General features: G+C 54.1%; 15 protein-coding genes. 8 read left to right on the top strand and 7 right to left on the bottom strand.

What is annotated here, in order from left to right; genetic code table 11:
• Positions 1-330 precede the first annotated feature (330 nt).
• The 4 genes from glnA to RRF55_RS19585 all read left to right on the top strand — a co-directional run bounded on the left by glnA (position 331) and on the right by RRF55_RS19585 (position 4617).
• Entirely contained in the window at positions 331-1740 is a 1410-nt protein-coding gene (gene glnA / locus RRF55_RS19600) for a glutamate--ammonia ligase (protein ID WP_002882753.1), read from the top strand.
• A gap of 188 nt (positions 1741-1928) precedes the next feature.
• Positions 1929-2978 carry a nitrogen regulation protein NR(II) gene (gene glnL / locus RRF55_RS19595; protein WP_004146229.1) on the top strand — a complete coding sequence of 350 codons (1050 nt, stop codon included), beginning with the start codon at positions 1929-1931 and terminating at the stop codon, positions 2976-2978.
• A gap of 8 nt (positions 2979-2986) precedes the next feature.
• Positions 2987-4396 carry a nitrogen regulation protein NR(I) gene (gene glnG, locus RRF55_RS19590; RefSeq protein ID WP_002882749.1) on the top strand — a complete coding sequence of 470 codons (1410 nt, stop codon included), beginning with the start codon at positions 2987-2989 and terminating at the stop codon, positions 4394-4396.
• A 110-nt stretch (positions 4397-4506) separates the two neighbouring features.
• Positions 4507-4617 carry a YshB family small membrane protein gene (locus tag RRF55_RS19585; RefSeq protein WP_004152951.1) on the top strand — a complete coding sequence of 37 codons (111 nt, stop codon included), beginning with the start codon at positions 4507-4509 and terminating at the stop codon, positions 4615-4617.
• Between the two features lie 35 nt (positions 4618-4652).
• Here the strand turns inward: RRF55_RS19585 and hemN are convergent, their stop codons facing one another.
• Together hemN and yihI are read right to left on the bottom strand one after the other, a co-directional pair.
• A complete protein-coding gene (gene hemN, locus RRF55_RS19580) occupies positions 4653-6026 on the bottom strand; it encodes an oxygen-independent coproporphyrinogen III oxidase (protein WP_032415938.1) in 1374 nt (457 codons plus the stop codon).
• A gap of 188 nt (positions 6027-6214) precedes the next feature.
• Positions 6215-6721, bottom strand: a complete 507-nt coding sequence (yihI, locus tag RRF55_RS19575) for a Der GTPase-activating protein YihI (protein WP_002882743.1) — start codon at positions 6719-6721, stop codon at positions 6215-6217.
• A gap of 583 nt (positions 6722-7304) precedes the next feature.
• Between yihI and yihA the strand changes: the two genes are divergently transcribed.
• Positions 7305-7937, top strand: coding sequence for a ribosome biogenesis GTP-binding protein YihA/YsxC (gene yihA / locus RRF55_RS19570; protein ID WP_002882734.1), 633 nt, complete (start codon positions 7305-7307; stop codon positions 7935-7937).
• Between the two features lie 134 nt (positions 7938-8071).
• Here yihA and RRF55_RS19565 read toward each other — a convergent pair whose 3' ends face one another.
• Both RRF55_RS19565 and polA read right to left on the bottom strand, forming a co-directional pair.
• Positions 8072-8119 carry a spot 42 RNA, inhibition of DNA synthesis gene (locus RRF55_RS19565; RefSeq protein WP_071892919.1) on the bottom strand — a complete coding sequence of 16 codons (48 nt, stop codon included), beginning with the start codon at positions 8117-8119 and terminating at the stop codon, positions 8072-8074.
• 165 nt (positions 8120-8284) lie between these two features.
• The gene (gene polA / locus RRF55_RS19560) at positions 8285-11077 is read right to left on the bottom strand and encodes a DNA polymerase I (RefSeq protein ID WP_004187174.1); all 2793 of its coding nucleotides are present in this window, start codon (positions 11075-11077) and stop codon (positions 8285-8287) included.
• Positions 11078-11473: 396 nt separating this feature from the next.
• On the opposite strand from polA, the gene RRF55_RS19555 reads away from it, so the two are divergent.
• Positions 11474-12373, top strand: coding sequence for an acyltransferase (locus RRF55_RS19555; RefSeq protein WP_004150336.1), 900 nt, complete (start codon positions 11474-11476; stop codon positions 12371-12373).
• A gap of 47 nt (positions 12374-12420) precedes the next feature.
• Here RRF55_RS19555 and dsbA read toward each other — a convergent pair whose 3' ends face one another.
• The 3 genes from dsbA to RRF55_RS19540 all read right to left on the bottom strand — a co-directional run bounded on the left by dsbA (position 12421) and on the right by RRF55_RS19540 (position 14403).
• A complete protein-coding gene (gene dsbA, locus RRF55_RS19550; protein WP_004146224.1) occupies positions 12421-13044 on the bottom strand; it encodes a thiol:disulfide interchange protein DsbA in 624 nt (207 codons plus the stop codon).
• Between the two features lie 27 nt (positions 13045-13071).
• Positions 13072-14058 carry a serine/threonine protein kinase gene (locus tag RRF55_RS19545; RefSeq protein WP_004187940.1) on the bottom strand — a complete coding sequence of 329 codons (987 nt, stop codon included), beginning with the start codon at positions 14056-14058 and terminating at the stop codon, positions 13072-13074.
• Positions 14059-14133: 75 nt separating this feature from the next.
• Entirely contained in the window at positions 14134-14403 is a 270-nt protein-coding gene (locus RRF55_RS19540; RefSeq protein WP_002882612.1) for a YihD family protein, read from the bottom strand.
• Between the two features lie 71 nt (positions 14404-14474).
• On the opposite strand from RRF55_RS19540, the gene mobA reads away from it, so the two are divergent.
• Both mobA and mobB read left to right on the top strand, forming a co-directional pair.
• The gene (mobA, locus tag RRF55_RS19535; RefSeq protein WP_004178039.1) at positions 14475-15056 is read left to right on the top strand and encodes a molybdenum cofactor guanylyltransferase MobA; all 582 of its coding nucleotides are present in this window, start codon (positions 14475-14477) and stop codon (positions 15054-15056) included.
• Positions 15053-15559: a molybdopterin-guanine dinucleotide biosynthesis protein MobB gene (gene mobB, locus RRF55_RS19530; protein ID WP_021314529.1), complete on the top strand. Its 507-nt coding sequence runs from the start codon at positions 15053-15055 to the stop codon at positions 15557-15559. Before mobA ends, mobB begins: the two co-directional genes overlap by 4 nt.
• Positions 15560-15767: the final 208 nt, after the last annotated feature.

The following is a 15767-nucleotide window of genomic DNA, read 5'->3' as shown; positions in this document are numbered from 1 at the left end:
GCGAAGGACTGAACAGGATCACAAACATCCTCCGCAAACAAGTATTGCAGAGTTTCTTTGTGACCGCTTTCACGGAGCGATAAAAGGGCACCGTAACAAAAATTGCACCAAAATGGTGCTCAATGTTCACACTGAAGCACTATTTTGGTGCATTATCTCCATCATGGTGCAGTCCTTTTGCACTATGGTGCGCATGATACAGCGTTTTATAGGGCATTTAAAAGTTGGCACAGATTTCGCTTTATATTTTTTAAGGCAACAACGCCACTTTTAAGCAGTATGAAGTTTTCGTTACCACGACGACAATGACCAATCCGGGAGAGTTTAAGTATGTCCGCTGAACACGTTTTGACGATGCTGAACGAGCACGAAGTGAAGTTTGTCGATCTGCGCTTCACCGATACCAAAGGTAAAGAACAGCACGTCACGATTCCGTCTCATCAGGTAAATGCCGAATTCTTCGAAGAAGGCAAAATGTTTGATGGCTCCTCGATTGGTGGCTGGAAAGGTATCAACGAATCTGACATGGTCCTGATGCCGGACGCGTCCACCGCGGTCATTGACCCGTTCTACGAAGAACCGACCCTGATCATCCGCTGCGATATCCTCGAGCCAGGCACCCTGCAGGGCTATGACCGTGACCCGCGCTCCATCGCGAAACGCGCTGAAGAGTACCTGCGCGCCACCGGCATCGCTGATACCGTCCTGTTCGGGCCAGAACCAGAATTCTTCCTGTTCGACGACATCCGCTTTGGTGCCTCTATCTCCGGCTCCCATGTCGCGATCGATGACATTGAAGGTGCGTGGAACTCCTCTACCAAATACGAAGGCGGTAACAAAGGTCACCGTCCGGGCGTGAAAGGGGGTTACTTCCCGGTTCCGCCAGTAGACTCTTCTCAGGACATCCGTTCCACCATGTGTATGATCATGGAAGAGATGGGTCTGGTTGTTGAAGCCCATCACCATGAAGTAGCAACCGCAGGTCAGAACGAAGTGGCAACCCGCTTCAATACCATGACCAAAAAAGCGGATGAAATTCAGATTTACAAATACGTTGTTCACAACGTCGCTCACCGCTTTGGTAAAACCGCGACCTTTATGCCGAAACCGATGTTCGGCGACAACGGCTCCGGCATGCACTGCCATATGTCTCTGGCGAAAAACGGGACCAACCTGTTCTCCGGCGACAAATACGCCGGTCTGTCTGAGCAGGCGCTGTTCTACATCGGCGGCGTAATCAAACACGCTAAAGCCATCAACGCCCTGGCGAACCCGACCACCAACTCCTACAAGCGTCTGGTCCCGGGTTACGAAGCGCCGGTTATGCTGGCTTACTCTGCCCGTAACCGCTCTGCCTCTATCCGTATTCCGGTGGTGACCTCTCCGAAAGCGCGTCGTATCGAAGTGCGCTTCCCGGACCCGGCTGCCAACCCGTACCTGTGCTTTGCGGCGCTGCTGATGGCTGGCCTTGATGGTATCAAGAACAAAATCCATCCGGGCGAAGCAATGGATAAAAACCTGTATGACCTGCCGCCGGAAGAAGCGAAAGAGATCCCGCAGGTTGCCGGTTCTCTGGAAGAAGCCCTGCAGGCCCTGGATGCTGACCGCGAGTTCCTGACCGCTGGCGGCGTGTTCACCAATGACGCTATCGATGCCTACATCGCCCTGCGTATGGAAGAGAACGACCGCGTACGCATGACTCCGCATCCGGTTGAGTTCGAACTGTACTACAGCGTCTAATTTTGCTGTAAATCCAGGGTATGTCGTGTTGTGGCGCGAGATGCCCGGGATATTTTGTTGCCGTGGAAACTTTCAGCCCATCTCAGGATGGGCTTTTTTCTCCACCAACACGCTGATCTCGCGAGCTTTTTACCGATAAAAAGCTATACTGCACTAAATTGGTGCATTCATTTTCAGGAGACTGTCGAATGGCAACAGGCACACTGCCCGATGCTGGGCAGATCCTTAACTCCCTTATCAACAGTATTTTACTGGTCGATGATGACCTGGCGGTGCACTTTGCCAACCCTGCGGCGCAGCAGCTGCTGGCGCAGAGCTCGCGCAAACTGTTTGGCACCCCATTACCTGAGCTGTTGAGCTATTTTTCGTTGAATATCGGGCTGATGCAGGAGAGCCTGCAGGCGGGCCAGGGGTTTACCGATAACGAAGTGACGCTGGTTATCGATGGCCGTTCGCACATCCTGTCGTTGACCGCCCAGCGGCTGCCGGAAGGCTTTATTCTGCTGGAAATGGCCCCGATGGATAATCAGCGCCGCCTGAGCCAGGAGCAGCTGCAGCATGCGCAGCAGGTCGCCGCTCGCGACCTCGTCCGCGGCCTGGCGCATGAGATAAAAAACCCGTTAGGCGGCCTGCGCGGCGCGGCCCAGCTGCTCAGCAAAGCGCTGCCCGACCCGGCGCTAACGGAATATACCAAAGTGATCATTGAGCAGGCCGACCGGCTAAGAAATCTGGTCGACCGCCTGCTCGGACCACAGCATCCGGGCATGCACGTTACCGAAAGCATCCACAAAGTCGCCGAACGGGTAGTTAAACTGGTTTCCATGGAGTTGCCGGACAACGTGAAGTTGATCCGCGATTACGACCCCAGCCTACCAGAGCTACCCCACGACCCGGATCAAATTGAACAGGTGTTGCTGAACATCGTCCGTAATGCGCTGCAGGCTCTGGGGCCGGAAGGGGGCGAAATTATTCTTCGCACCCGCACCGCTTTCCAGCTGACGCTGCACGGGGTGCGTTATCGCCTCGCCGCCCGCATCGACGTTGAAGATAATGGCCCGGGTATTCCGCCCCATCTCCAGGATACGCTGTTCTATCCGATGGTCAGCGGCCGCGAAGGCGGTACCGGCCTGGGCTTATCTATCGCCCGTAGCCTTATCGATCAGCACTCCGGCAAAATTGAATTCACCAGCTGGCCGGGTCATACCGAATTTTCGGTATACCTGCCTATTCGGAAGTAGAGGTGTTTATGCAACGAGGGATAGCCTGGATCGTTGATGACGATAGCTCCATCCGCTGGGTGCTTGAACGCGCGCTCACCGGAGCCGGCTTGAGCTGCACAACGTTCGAAAGCGGCAATGAGGTGCTAGATGCCCTCACCACCAAAACCCCGGATGTACTGCTGTCAGATATCCGTATGCCGGGAATGGATGGTCTGGCGCTGCTCAAACAGATTAAGCAGCGCCATCCAATGCTTCCGGTCATCATAATGACCGCGCATTCCGATCTGGACGCCGCGGTCAGCGCTTATCAGCAGGGCGCGTTTGATTATTTGCCCAAACCTTTTGATATCGATGAAGCCGTCGCCCTCGTCGACCGGGCGATAAGCCACTATCAAGAGCAGCAGCAGCCGCGAAATGCGCCGATAAGTAGCCCAACCGCCGACATCATCGGCGAAGCGCCAGCTATGCAGGATGTCTTTCGCATTATTGGCCGCCTGTCGCGCTCATCCATCAGCGTGCTGATCAATGGCGAATCCGGTACCGGTAAAGAGCTTGTCGCACATGCCCTGCATCGCCATAGTCCACGCTCAAAAGCGCCGTTTATCGCGCTGAATATGGCGGCGATCCCCAAGGACCTGATTGAGTCCGAGCTGTTCGGCCATGAAAAAGGAGCCTTTACCGGCGCCAATACCGTCCGTCAGGGTCGCTTTGAACAGGCTGACGGCGGTACGCTGTTCCTGGATGAAATTGGCGATATGCCGCTTGATGTCCAGACTCGTCTGCTGCGCGTGCTGGCGGATGGTCAGTTTTATCGCGTGGGCGGTTACGCGCCGGTCAAGGTCGATGTGCGGATCATCGCCGCCACCCACCAGAACCTGGAACAGCGCGTGCAGGAGGGGAAATTTCGTGAAGATTTGTTCCACCGCCTGAACGTCATCCGGGTGCATTTACCGCCGCTGCGCGAGCGCCGGGAAGATATTCCACGCCTGGCCCGCCATTTCCTGCAGATAGCCGCCCGCGAGCTCGGCGTTGAAGCCAAACAGCTGCATCCGGAAACGGAGACAGCGCTGACCCGCCTGGCGTGGCCAGGCAACGTCCGTCAGCTGGAAAACACCTGTCGCTGGCTCACCGTCATGGCCGCCGGCCAGGAGGTGCTGACGCAGGATCTGCCGAGCGAACTGTTTGAGACCACGATTCCTGATAGCCCAACGCAGATGCAGCCTGACAGCTGGGCGACGCTGCTGGGTCAGTGGGCCGATCGGGCGTTGCGATCCGGTCATCAAAACCTGCTCTCAGAAGCGCAACCCGAAATGGAGCGCACGCTGCTAACGACCGCCCTGCGCCATACTCAGGGGCACAAACAGGAGGCTGCGCGCCTGCTGGGATGGGGACGTAATACCCTGACGCGTAAGCTAAAAGAGTTGGGTATGGAGTAGGGTTCAACAGCATGATGAAAAATAGCCGATCGGCGCAAAGTGCTGCTATTTTGTACTTTACTGTTCCGATGAGTTGAGTATGATCGTCCCCGGCATTAGGGGAGAGCATCATGTTTGAATCACTGGTGAGTATGATATCGAGCGGCGCCGCTGCGAGTCACACGCCACAAACGGCAGTCGCTGCCGTGCTGTGCGCTGCGCTGGTCGGGCTGTTCAGCTAATTGTTCCCCCTCTCCTGCGGGAGAGGGGGAAAACATTAAATAACCCGTGAGAACTGCTGCATCCGGGCCTTTTGCCGTAGGTAGGCATCAAAGCACATACAGATGTTGCGGATCAGCAGGCGACCTTTCGCCGTCACCTGAATGACCTTATCATCCACAGCCACCAGCCCGTCATGCGCCAGCGGCGCCAGCAGCTTCAGATCCTCGGCGAAATAAGACGCAAAATCCACGTCCCACTGCGCCTCGACCGCCGCGATATCCAGCTGGAAGTTACAGATCAACGCCTTAATCACGTCGCGACGCAGACAGTCATCGCGAGTTAACGCGATCCCGCGCCACAGGGCGTTCCCTTGCTCTGCTACCTGCTGGTAGTACTGCTTGAGCTCTTTTTGGTTCTGGGCGTAGCTGTCGCCAATCATGCTGATCGCCGAAACGCCCATCCCCAGCAGATCGGTATCGCCCTGAGTGGTGTAGCCCTGGAAATTACGATGCAGTACGCCGTGACGTTGCGCGACCGCTAATTCATCATCGGGACGGGCGAAATGGTCCATGCCGATAAACTGATAGCCTGCCGTCGTCAGCGAGCCGATGGTTTCCTGCAGGATCTCCAGCTTCTGCTCAGCGGAGGGCAGATCGGCATCTTTAATCTTCCGCTGAGCGGCAAAGAGCGTGGGCAGATGCGCATAGTTAAACACGCTCAGGCGGTCAGGATTGAGCTCGGCGACCTTTTGCAGGGTAAAGGCGAAGCTCTCCGGCGTTTGCTTCGGCAGGCCATAAATGAGGTCGATATTGGTCGAGGTAAAACCAATCTCCCGCGCATGGTTGAGCAAATCAAAGATGAACGCTTCGTCCTGCTCACGGTTAACCAGACGCTGAACCTCTTTATTGAAGTCCTGTACGCCCATACTCAGGCGGTTGAAACCCTCAGCGCGTAAATGATCGAGGACATCCAGCTCGATTTCACGCGGATCGACCTCAATGGAGATCTCGGCTTCCGCGCTGAAATGGAAATGGCTGCGCAACAGATCCATCAGGCGACTGATTTGCGACTTATTGAGATAAGTTGGCGTGCCGCCCCCCCAGTGCAGTTGCTTCACCTGGCGAGTGGCAAACAGCGGCGCGCGGTGGATGATCTCCTGTTCAAGGACATCGAGATATTGATCGGCCTTATGCTGCTGGCGGGTGACTATCTTATTGCAGCCGCAGAAATAACACAGCTTATGGCAAAACGGGATATGCACGTACAGCGACAGGGGACGCTGTGGGTAACGGGCCACAGCGGCATCGAATTCCGCCGCGCCAAATTGCGGTGAAAACTCCAGCGCGGTGGGATACGAGGTATAGCGCGGCCCGGAATAGTTATATTTCTGGATCAGGGCCAGATCCCAGTCGATTATCTGCTCAGACATGCTCACTCCTTCCGATGGTGCCGCCGACGGGTACGCCGTCCCGGCCCCACCGCACCGCGGGTCATGAGCCGGTTGCGCAGCCATTTCTGACGCCGCGACAACCGTTGTAGTTTAACGAATAACCACAGCAGATAACATATAACCAGAAGGGTTATAAGGAGTACCGGGAATCCGATGGGATGCAAATGTTAGTTTCCACCCTTCAGCAGACGCATCATATCTTCCTGACGCTCTTCCTCTTCTTCATCTTCATCATCGTAAGAGAGGCCGAGCTGCTGCATCAGCTCATCAATGCGATCCAGTTTGGCGTCCACCCAGCTCTGCTCTTCAGCATTAAGGGTGCCGCCCTCTTCCAGACGTTCCAGCAGCGCGTCCAGGCGCTCATCATTCTCCAGCAACTCCAGCTCAGCCTGCGGTGAAAGCATAGGTTTCTCGCTCTTTGGTTTATGCTGCTTGGGGGCTGGAGCGCTGCTTTCGCTCACGCCCAGCGGGATCGGTTTTTTGCTACCCACGCGCGGATCTTGCGCCTGACGCTGTTTTTTACCCGCTGAAGCCGCATCGCCGCCGTTCGCGCGACTGCCTGCCGCGTGGCCACGATGTTTCTTCTGCCGTTTGCGATCGCGAGCTTCCTGATTTAACTCTTCACGCGACTTGCGGCCGGATTTGCCACGGGTGGCGGATGTCGGTTTTTTCATGATGTGTAATCTTCAGACAGTAGTATTCAGTATAGAATTGAGGCGGAATCTAGCAGAAAGCAAGCAAAGAAAAAAGGCGACAGATTACTCTGTCGCCTTTTTCCTCACTGACCACCCTTAACGGGCTCTTCTTTCCCTGTTCGCTAACGACTCACCCTGTCTTTCCCTTAGCGTCCAACGGTCCCTGTTTCTTCCTTTTCCCTGTAAAACGTCTCCAAGACGCGCGTCATCCTGACTATCCTGTGGTCTTCGCCTCCTGGCGCTTCCTGACTCCTCGTCCTGAGTCCTAATCCTTTCAGCATCCCCGCCGTTGTGTATTACTTTACCTTGTTGACAAAAATCGACAACCAGTCTGGCAGTTAAAAATCTATTTTCAGAATTCTCTATTTCTATAATTAATTAATTTTCAACACTTTAAATATGTTTTTTCTTATTTTCCTCAGGTATGTCCTATACAAAGAATAGTCAATGTCTCACAAACCATATGGTTTTTACTTACAGGAACGGCGTGCGGTAAAAACAGCCTTTTTCTGCTGTTCAGGTATAATCCCTGCCATAGCCTGTTTTAACGGAGACGACCGTCTTGACCAACTGGAATTATCAACTGACGCACTTTGTCACTAGCGCGCCAGATATCCGCCATCTTCCTGCCGATACCGGTATTGAAGTGGCGTTCGCCGGCCGCTCCAACGCGGGAAAATCCAGCGCGCTGAATACGCTGACTAATCAGAAGAACCTGGCGCGTACCTCCAAAACCCCGGGGCGTACGCAGCTGATTAACCTGTTCGAAGTCGCTGAGGGCAAGCGCCTTGTCGACCTGCCCGGCTATGGTTATGCGCAAGTACCCGAAGAGATGAAGATCAAGTGGCAGCGCGCGCTGGGGGAATACCTGGAAAAACGTCTGTGCCTGAAGGGTCTCGTGGTGCTGATGGACATACGTCATCCGCTTAAAGATCTCGATCAGCAGATGATCGAATGGGCGGTAGAGAGCGATATTCAGGTGCTGGTACTGCTCACCAAAGCCGATAAGCTCGCCAGCGGCGCGCGTAAAGCGCAAGTGAATATGGTGCGTGAAGCGGTACTGGCCTTCAATGGCGATGTCCAGGTTGAACCCTTCTCTTCGCTGAAAAAATCTGGCGTCGATAAGCTGCGACAGAAGCTGGATAGCTGGTTTAACGAAATCCCGCCGCAAGAAGCCGTCGAAGACGCCGAGTAACCCCCGCTTTTTCCGGATAACGGCGCGTAGCGCCCTATCCGGACGTTCATACTACGTTGTTTTCACAGCCTAAAACTTTTCTTTCGCGCAATAAAAAACGCCCCGGTCATAAATGACCGGGGCGGCTAAAATATTCAGCCAAATCCGATTACGTGAAGTAAAAGGTCTGAAAGATAGAACATCTTACCTCTGTACCCTACGCGAATAACTTTACTCTTCTTTCGCTCACGGATAAAGCATTTTTTGTAGTTTTTTTTCACTATTTACATAGCAAATTCAAATGATCCTCACAAAACTCTATAAGTTATGTTGCTTACTTACAGAAAATCGCATTGCGCTTAGTATACTTAGTGCGCTTGATCCCAGTTTTCGCCGCTGCCCACTTCCACCAGCAACGGTACCGCCAGCGTAGTGCTGTTCTCCATCAGTTCGTGGATCTTTTTCGATACGGCATCGAGCTCATCCTTATGCACTTCAAAGACCAGTTCATCGTGAACCTGCATGATCATCCGCACGCGAGGTTTCTCGCTCCGCAGCCATTCATCAACGGCAATCATCGCCCGCTTGATAATATCCGCAGCCGTCCCCTGCATCGGGGCGTTAATCGCCGCACGCTCCGCGCCGGCACGACGAGCGCCATTGCTGGACTTGATATCCGGCAAATAGAGTCGACGGCCATCCAGCGTTTCAACATACCCTTGCTCCTTCGCCTGTGCGCGGGTGCGCTCCATATACTCCAGGACGCCCGGATAACGTTCGAAATAAAGATCCATGTACTTCTGCGCTTCTTTACGCGGGATGTTCAGCTGGCGGGCCAGGCCAAAGGCGCTCATGCCGTAGATCAGACCGAAGTTGATGGCTTTCGCACTGCGCCGCTGTTCGCTGCTGACGCTGTCCAGCGGTAAGCCAAATACTTCAGCCGCCGTCGCCCGGTGAATATCCTTCCCTTCCGCGAAGGCGGTCAGCAGGCCTTTATCCCGCGACAGGTGCGCCATAATGCGCAGCTCGATTTGCGAGTAGTCCGCCGAGACAATGACGTAATCTTCCGGCGCGATAAACGCCTGGCGAATACGGCGCCCTTCTTCGTTACGCACCGGAATGTTTTGCAGGTTTGGATCGGTAGACGACAAACGGCCGGTGGCGGTGACCGCCTGATGATAGGAGGTATGCACGCGGCCCGTTTTGGGGTTAATCATCAGCGGCAGCTTATCGGTATAGGTCGACTTCAGCTTCGCCAGCCCACGATACTCCAGAATCACTTTCGGCAACGGATAATCGAGCGCCAGCTCTTCCAGCACCTCTTCAGAGGTGGACGGCGCACCGCCCGGCGTCTTCTTCAGCGGCTTGATACCCTGTTTTTCAAACAGGATCGTTTGCAGCTGTTTGGTGGAGGAGAGATTAAACGCTTCCCCGGCGATCTCATGTGCTCGCTGCTCCAGCTCAACCAGGCGCTGGGCAATTTCCTGCGAGTGCGCATGCAGCACGGCGGGGTCGATTTTAACGCCGTTGCGCTCAACGCGAGACAGCACCGGCACCAGCGGCATTTCAATATGCTGGAAGATATTCAGCGGGCCTTCATGCTGCTGTAGCTTCGGCCACATCTTCAGATGCAGCTGGAGCGTAACGTCGGCATCTTCCGCCGCGTAGCGACCAGCCTCTTCCAGCGCAATCTGGTTAAAGGTGAGCTGATTCTTACCCTTGCCAGCGATCTCTTCGAAGGTAATGGTTTTATGTTTCAGCCAGCGGTCGGAAAGACTGTCCATATCGTGGCGGCCCGCCACGCTGTCGAGAATGTAAGACTCGAGCATGGTATCGAACGCAATCCCGCGCAGCTCAATGTCGTAATTAGCCAAAATGCCGCGATCGTATTTGAGATTTTGCCCGACCTTGAGCACCTTCTCATCCTCCAGCAGCGGTTTAAGCAGCGCCAGCACGCGCTCGCGCGGGATCTGATCCGGCGCATCAAGATAATCATGCGCTACCGGGACATAGGCGGCCACGCCTGGCTCAACAGCGAATGAAAGACCAACCATGTTGGCGGAGATGTTATCCAGGCTGTCGGTTTCCGTATCAAAGGCAAAGAGCGGCGCCTGCTTCAGCTTATCGATCCAGGTGAGCAGCGTAGCCTCATCAAGGATAGTGACATAATGCTCTGCTGAAAGTGCAGTAGCGGCTTCAACCTCTTCTTCCGCTTCTGCCGCTGCTGCAGGCACTGCAGGTTTCGCAGCCGGTTTGCCCCCCTTAGCCTGCAGCCATTTTCCGGCCTCAACGTCGGTGGTCCAGCGCTTAAATTCATACTGTCTGAACAGCGCCAGCAGATCGTCTGCCGCCGGCGGCTGCACCTCCAGCTCTTCGCAGGTGAGCTCCAGCTCGACGTCGGTTTTGATGGTCGCCAGCTGATAAGAGAGATAAGCCACGTCCTTGTTCTGCTCGAGCTTCGCCGCCATCGTTTTCGCGCCGCGGAAGCTCAGTTCAGCGATCTTCTCCGGTTCCGCATACAGCGTATCAAGACCGCCGAGGCCTTGCAGCAGCGCCTGGGCGGTCTTTTCGCCCACGCCCGGCACGCCGGGAATGTTATCCGAGGAGTCGCCCATCAGCGCCAGGAAATCAATAATCAGCTCCGGCGGGACGCCGTACTTAGTAACCACCTCATCCGGTCCGAGGATAGTGTTGGTCATGGTATTGATCAGGGTGATGCCCGGCGTCACCAGCTGGGCCATGTCTTTATCGCCGGTGCTGATCAGGACTGGGCGACCTGCCCTTTCCGCTTCCCGCGCCAGGGTGCCAATCACATCGTCAGCTTCGACGCCCGGGACAGCCATCAGCGGCAGCCCCATCGCTTTCACCATCTTATGCAACGGCTCAATCTGCGCGCGCAGATCGTCCGGCATCGGCGGGCGGTGAGATTTGTAATGCTCGAACAATTCATCACGGAAGGTTTTCCCTTTCGCATCAAAGACCACGACGGCATGAGTCGGTTGATACTGCAGTATCAAACTGCGCAGCATATTCAGTACGCCGTACATAGCCCCGGTGGGCTCCCCTGCGCTGTTAGTCAGCGGCGGAAACGCATGATACGCCCGATAAAGATAGGAGGAGCCGTCAACGAGGATGAGAGGGTTTTCTGGGATCTGAACCATAATTTCCGTGCCTGTTTATCAGATTATGGATAAAGGATGCCACAGACGGGCATGAAATCCTGAATTTTTCCCGCAATTCGCGGAAAAGATTCAACGCTCGTCGCGATCGCGCGACAACTTAGCTTGTGGATAACTTTGTGCATAGTTTTACAACGTCAGCTTATCCGCCCCTGAAAATAAATGAATAAATAGTATTATTTACTATTTATCAACCACTTAAAAACAGATCAACGATCCTGGCATTAATTTGATGACCTAATCTTCCATGTGGATAGAAGATCCTTGTTTTTTTCTGTTCTGGTAAGACCCGTCATTTGCCGCGTTTTCTGGTAAAATCAGCCTCTTGCGCAGCTTAAAGGCGCTCTTTGTCAGCCTAACTTTCTGAATAAACTAACTATGTCGAGATTACTCGCTGCGATAACACTTCCGCTGAGTATCGCCTTAACCATCTTAGTCACCATTATCTGCTCTGTACCGATCATCGTCGCCGGGCTGATTAAACTGCTGGTCCCCATTCCAGCGGTATGGCGCTCTATATCCGTTTTTTGCAATTTTATGATGTACTGCTGGTGCGAAGGGCTGGCGCTGCTGTTGCATCTCAATCCCTGGCTAAAATGGGACGTCCAGGGTCTGGAAGGCCTGAACAAAAAGAACTGGTATCTGCTGATCAGCAACCACCACAGCTGGGCAGACATCGTGGTGCTGTGCGTGCTGTTCCGCAAGCATATTCCGATGAATAAGTACTTCCTTAAACAACAGCTGGCGTGGGTACCCTTCATTGGCCTCGCCTGCTGGGCGCTGGATATGCCTTTTATGCGCCGCTACTCGCGCAGCTATCTTATTCGTCACCCGGAGCGCCGCGGTAAAGATGTCGAAACCACCCGCCGTTCGTGTGAAAAATTTCGCGCGCATCCGACGACTATCGTCAATTTTGTAGAAGGCTCGCGTTTTACCGAAGAAAAAAAGCGCGAAACGCGCTCTCCTTACCACAACCTGTTACCGCCGAAAGCCGCTGGTATCGCCATGGCGCTCAACGTACTCGGTTCGCAGTTCGATAAACTGCTGAACGTCACGCTGTGCTACCCGGATAATCATACAAGACCATTTTACGATATGTTAAGCGGCCGCCTGACGCGCATTGTGGTCCGTATCAATCTGGTCCCTATTGGCGAAGAGCTGCACGGCGATTACGTTAACGATAAGAACTTTAAGCGCAGCTTCCAGCGCTGGCTGAATGGCCTATGGGAAGAGAAAGACCGTCAGTTGACTGACATCATGCGGGACAAAGAACGGTAGCTATTGCAAAACAGATAAAGTAACGCCGGTCAGTGACCGGCGTTTTTTTATTTCTTCTCTACCAGTTGCTTCACGGTATCCGCATACTGAGCGACGAAGACATCCATATTGCTGGTGTCCATCCCCTGCGGATTCAGCTGGTATTTACCATTAACATACATAGCCGGTACGCCCTGCAGCTGCAGATCGGCTGCCGCTTTCTCTTGCTGAGCGACCAGAGATTTCACCACGAAGCTATTCCATGCGGCATCGTAGTCTTCCCCTTTCACGCCAGCGTCGACAAACACTTTACGAATGTCAGCCACACTCTGCACAGTCTGGTTTTTCTGCACGGCTTCGAACATCGGCGCAGTAATTTTGTCTTCAACGCCCAGCGCGATGGCCACCGCCCATGCCTGCGTCAGATCCTTGCCCAGCGGACCCAGGAACTCAACGTGGTATTTGGTCATTTTAGTGCCTTCCGGCAGTTTCTGGCGCACATTGTCAGAGACATGCAGCACTTCTTCAAACTGGTAGCAGTGCGGGCAGTAGAACGAAAAGAACTCGAGCACCTGCGGCTCGCCAGCAATAGGCTTATCAAGGGTGATGTACTGCTTGCCGTCGGTGATCTGGGCAGCGGATGCACTAAAAGCCAGAATCATACCAGCCAGCGCCAGCCAAACTTTTTTCATGATTTACTCTCTCCTGGATATATCACATTAATACATTGGCGTTAACTGAAGCGGGGGTTCCTGTAGAACCTTCACCTGCTCAAGAAAAGTCGACGTCTGCCCCCGCCAGTAATCCTCCCCGGTTAACCAGGGGAAATTGACCGGGAAAGCGGGATCGTCCCAGCGTCTGAGCAACCACGCCAGATAATAAACCAGTCGCATAGCGCGTAAAGGTTCAATCAGCGCGATTTCATCGCTGTTAAAGGGGCTGAATTCCTCATAGGCCTCGACAATAGTCTCCAGCTGCATACGCTGTTCAGCCTTATCGCCGTTGAGCAGCATCCACAGATCCTGAATCGCCGGGCCGGTGCGCGCATCGTCTAAGTCGACAAACAGTGGTCCGTCGCGCCAGAGGATATTACCGGCATGGCAGTCACCGTGCAGGCGCAACGTGTTCCCGCGGCCGTGCCATTGCTCCATGACGGCAGCAATGAGTTTATCGGTCGCCTTCAGGAAATCGGCCTTCAGGCCAGAGGGGATCAGCGTCGCCTGCTCAAACACCTGACGCGGTTCCAGCAGGTACTCCTGCACGCCAATTTCCGGGCGGGCAGTAAAGCGCTGTTTGCGGCCAGTCTGGTGCAGGCGCCCCAGGTAGCGGCCAACCCATTCCATCTGATCAAGGTTATCCGCTTCGAACTGACGACCGCCAAGGCTTGGGAAAACGGCAAAGTAGAATCCCTGATGCTGATGAAGCGTGCTGTCATTAAATAAGAGCGGCGCAGCAACGGGCACTTCATCTTCTACAAGCTGAAGCGCAAACTGGTGTTCTTCAAGGATCTGTTCTGCGGACCAGCGCTCAGGACGATAGAACTTTACCACATAGCGATGGCGCTCTTCGTCCTGGAACTGATAAACGCGGTTCTCATAGCTGTTTAGCGGGGTGAGACCGGAGTCCACCCGCATACCCAGATCGAATAACCCATCGATAATGGTATCCGGGCGAAGCGTCTGAAAAGTAAAAGCCTTATCGTGCATCCTGACATCCGATAATCGTACGAATAGTTCAGGATATCATCTCATTGCACTTTACGCGGTAGCGCTTACAACCTTTTACTCTTTTATTACCCCGCGGGCGCGCAGCAGCGCGGTTTTAAAATCCTCTTCATAATCCTTCTGAATACCCGGGATGACAGCATCTTTGGAAGAGTCGCGCATCTTCAGGTGATAGATCAGAATATCGTCGGAAAGATCGCTCAGTTCGCCATCATAGCCGGCCTCTTTCGCCAGCTTCTGCAAAAATTGCATCAGGTTCAGTTCAGGCTCTTTTTGCCAGGCTGGCTGGAGGAGTTCAATTACTTCATTCAGACGTTTACATTTCATGGTCATGCTCCTTACTCTTGATAGGGACAAGTTAACAGGGTCAATCCCACAATGAAAGAGGCGATATTCATATGCAAAGCGAGGCGATAACCGGCGTCGTGCTGGCGGGCGGCAGGGCCACGCGGATGGGCGGCATTGATAAAGGATTACAGGCGCTAAATGGTCGCCCTCTCTGGCGACACGTCGCGGAAGCATTAGCCCCGCAGGTAGATGAGTTAGTCATTAGCGCCAATCGTCATCTTGAACAGTGGCGTGCCAGCGGATATCCGGTCTTTCGAGACATACAGGAGGGTTATCAGGGGCCGCTGGCCGGAATGCTTGCTGTGATGCAGCAGGTCGCGAGCCCATGGTTTGTTTTTTGCCCCTGCGACACGCCGTTCATTCCGTCCTTTTTGGTGGAGCGCTTTATCCAGCAGAGAGGGGACGCACCGGTCGTTTGGGCCCATGACGGCGAACGGGATCATCCTGCCGTTGCATTAGTTCATCGTCAAATCATTCCGGAACTGGAGGCTTATCTGGCACATGGAGAGCGCAGGGTGATGGTTTTTATGCGACAAATGGGTGGGCGCCCGGTGAATTTCAGCGATGTGAAAACTGCTTTCATTAATGTAAATACGCTCGAAGATTTGCAGCAGATGCAGGAGCCATCATGATCCCATTACTGGCGATCGCCGCATGGAGCGGTACCGGAAAAACAACATTATTAAAGCGTCTTATCCCTGAGCTTTGCGCTCTAGGATTACGCCCGGGACTGATAAAGCACACCCATCATGATATGGACGTGGATAAGCCGGGCAAAGATAGCTATGAACTGCGTAAGGCGGGCGCTGCGCAAACTATTGTCGCCAGCGAACAGCGGTGGGCATTGATGACCGAGACGCCAGAGAAGCCGGAATTAGATCTCACATGGCTGGTCAGTCGAATGGATGCCAGCAAACTGGACCTGGTTTTAGTGGAGGGGTTCAAACATGAATCCGTGCCGAAGATCCTGCTTTTTCGGCAAAACAGCGGCCATCGTGTAGAAGAGCTGGTAATTGATGAGCATACCATCGCCGTGGCCAGCGATGTATCGATCGCGACCTCACTTCCGCTGCTGGATTTAAATGATGTACCACAGATCGCGACATTTATTGTGAGTTGGTTAGAGAGGCAATAGTCATTTATCGACGGTGATATAGGAGGGATTTTCCCGGAGGCGGTGCTGCGCACCTTGTCCGGCCACAGGGACGTAGCCCCGGTAAGCGCAGCGCCACCGGGGAGGCATGCCGGCACGCTGGCCGGACGACAGAAACGCAAAAAGCCCATCCGACAGGATGGGCTCTTCACTTGTTTGATGCCTGGCAGTTTATGGCGGGCGTCCTGCC

It is taken from the genome of Klebsiella sp. K47, assembly GCF_051858335.1.
GTDB classification, from domain to species: domain Bacteria; phylum Pseudomonadota; class Gammaproteobacteria; order Enterobacterales; family Enterobacteriaceae; genus Klebsiella; species Klebsiella pneumoniae.
This window is presented reverse-complemented; position numbering and strand designations above follow the sequence as displayed.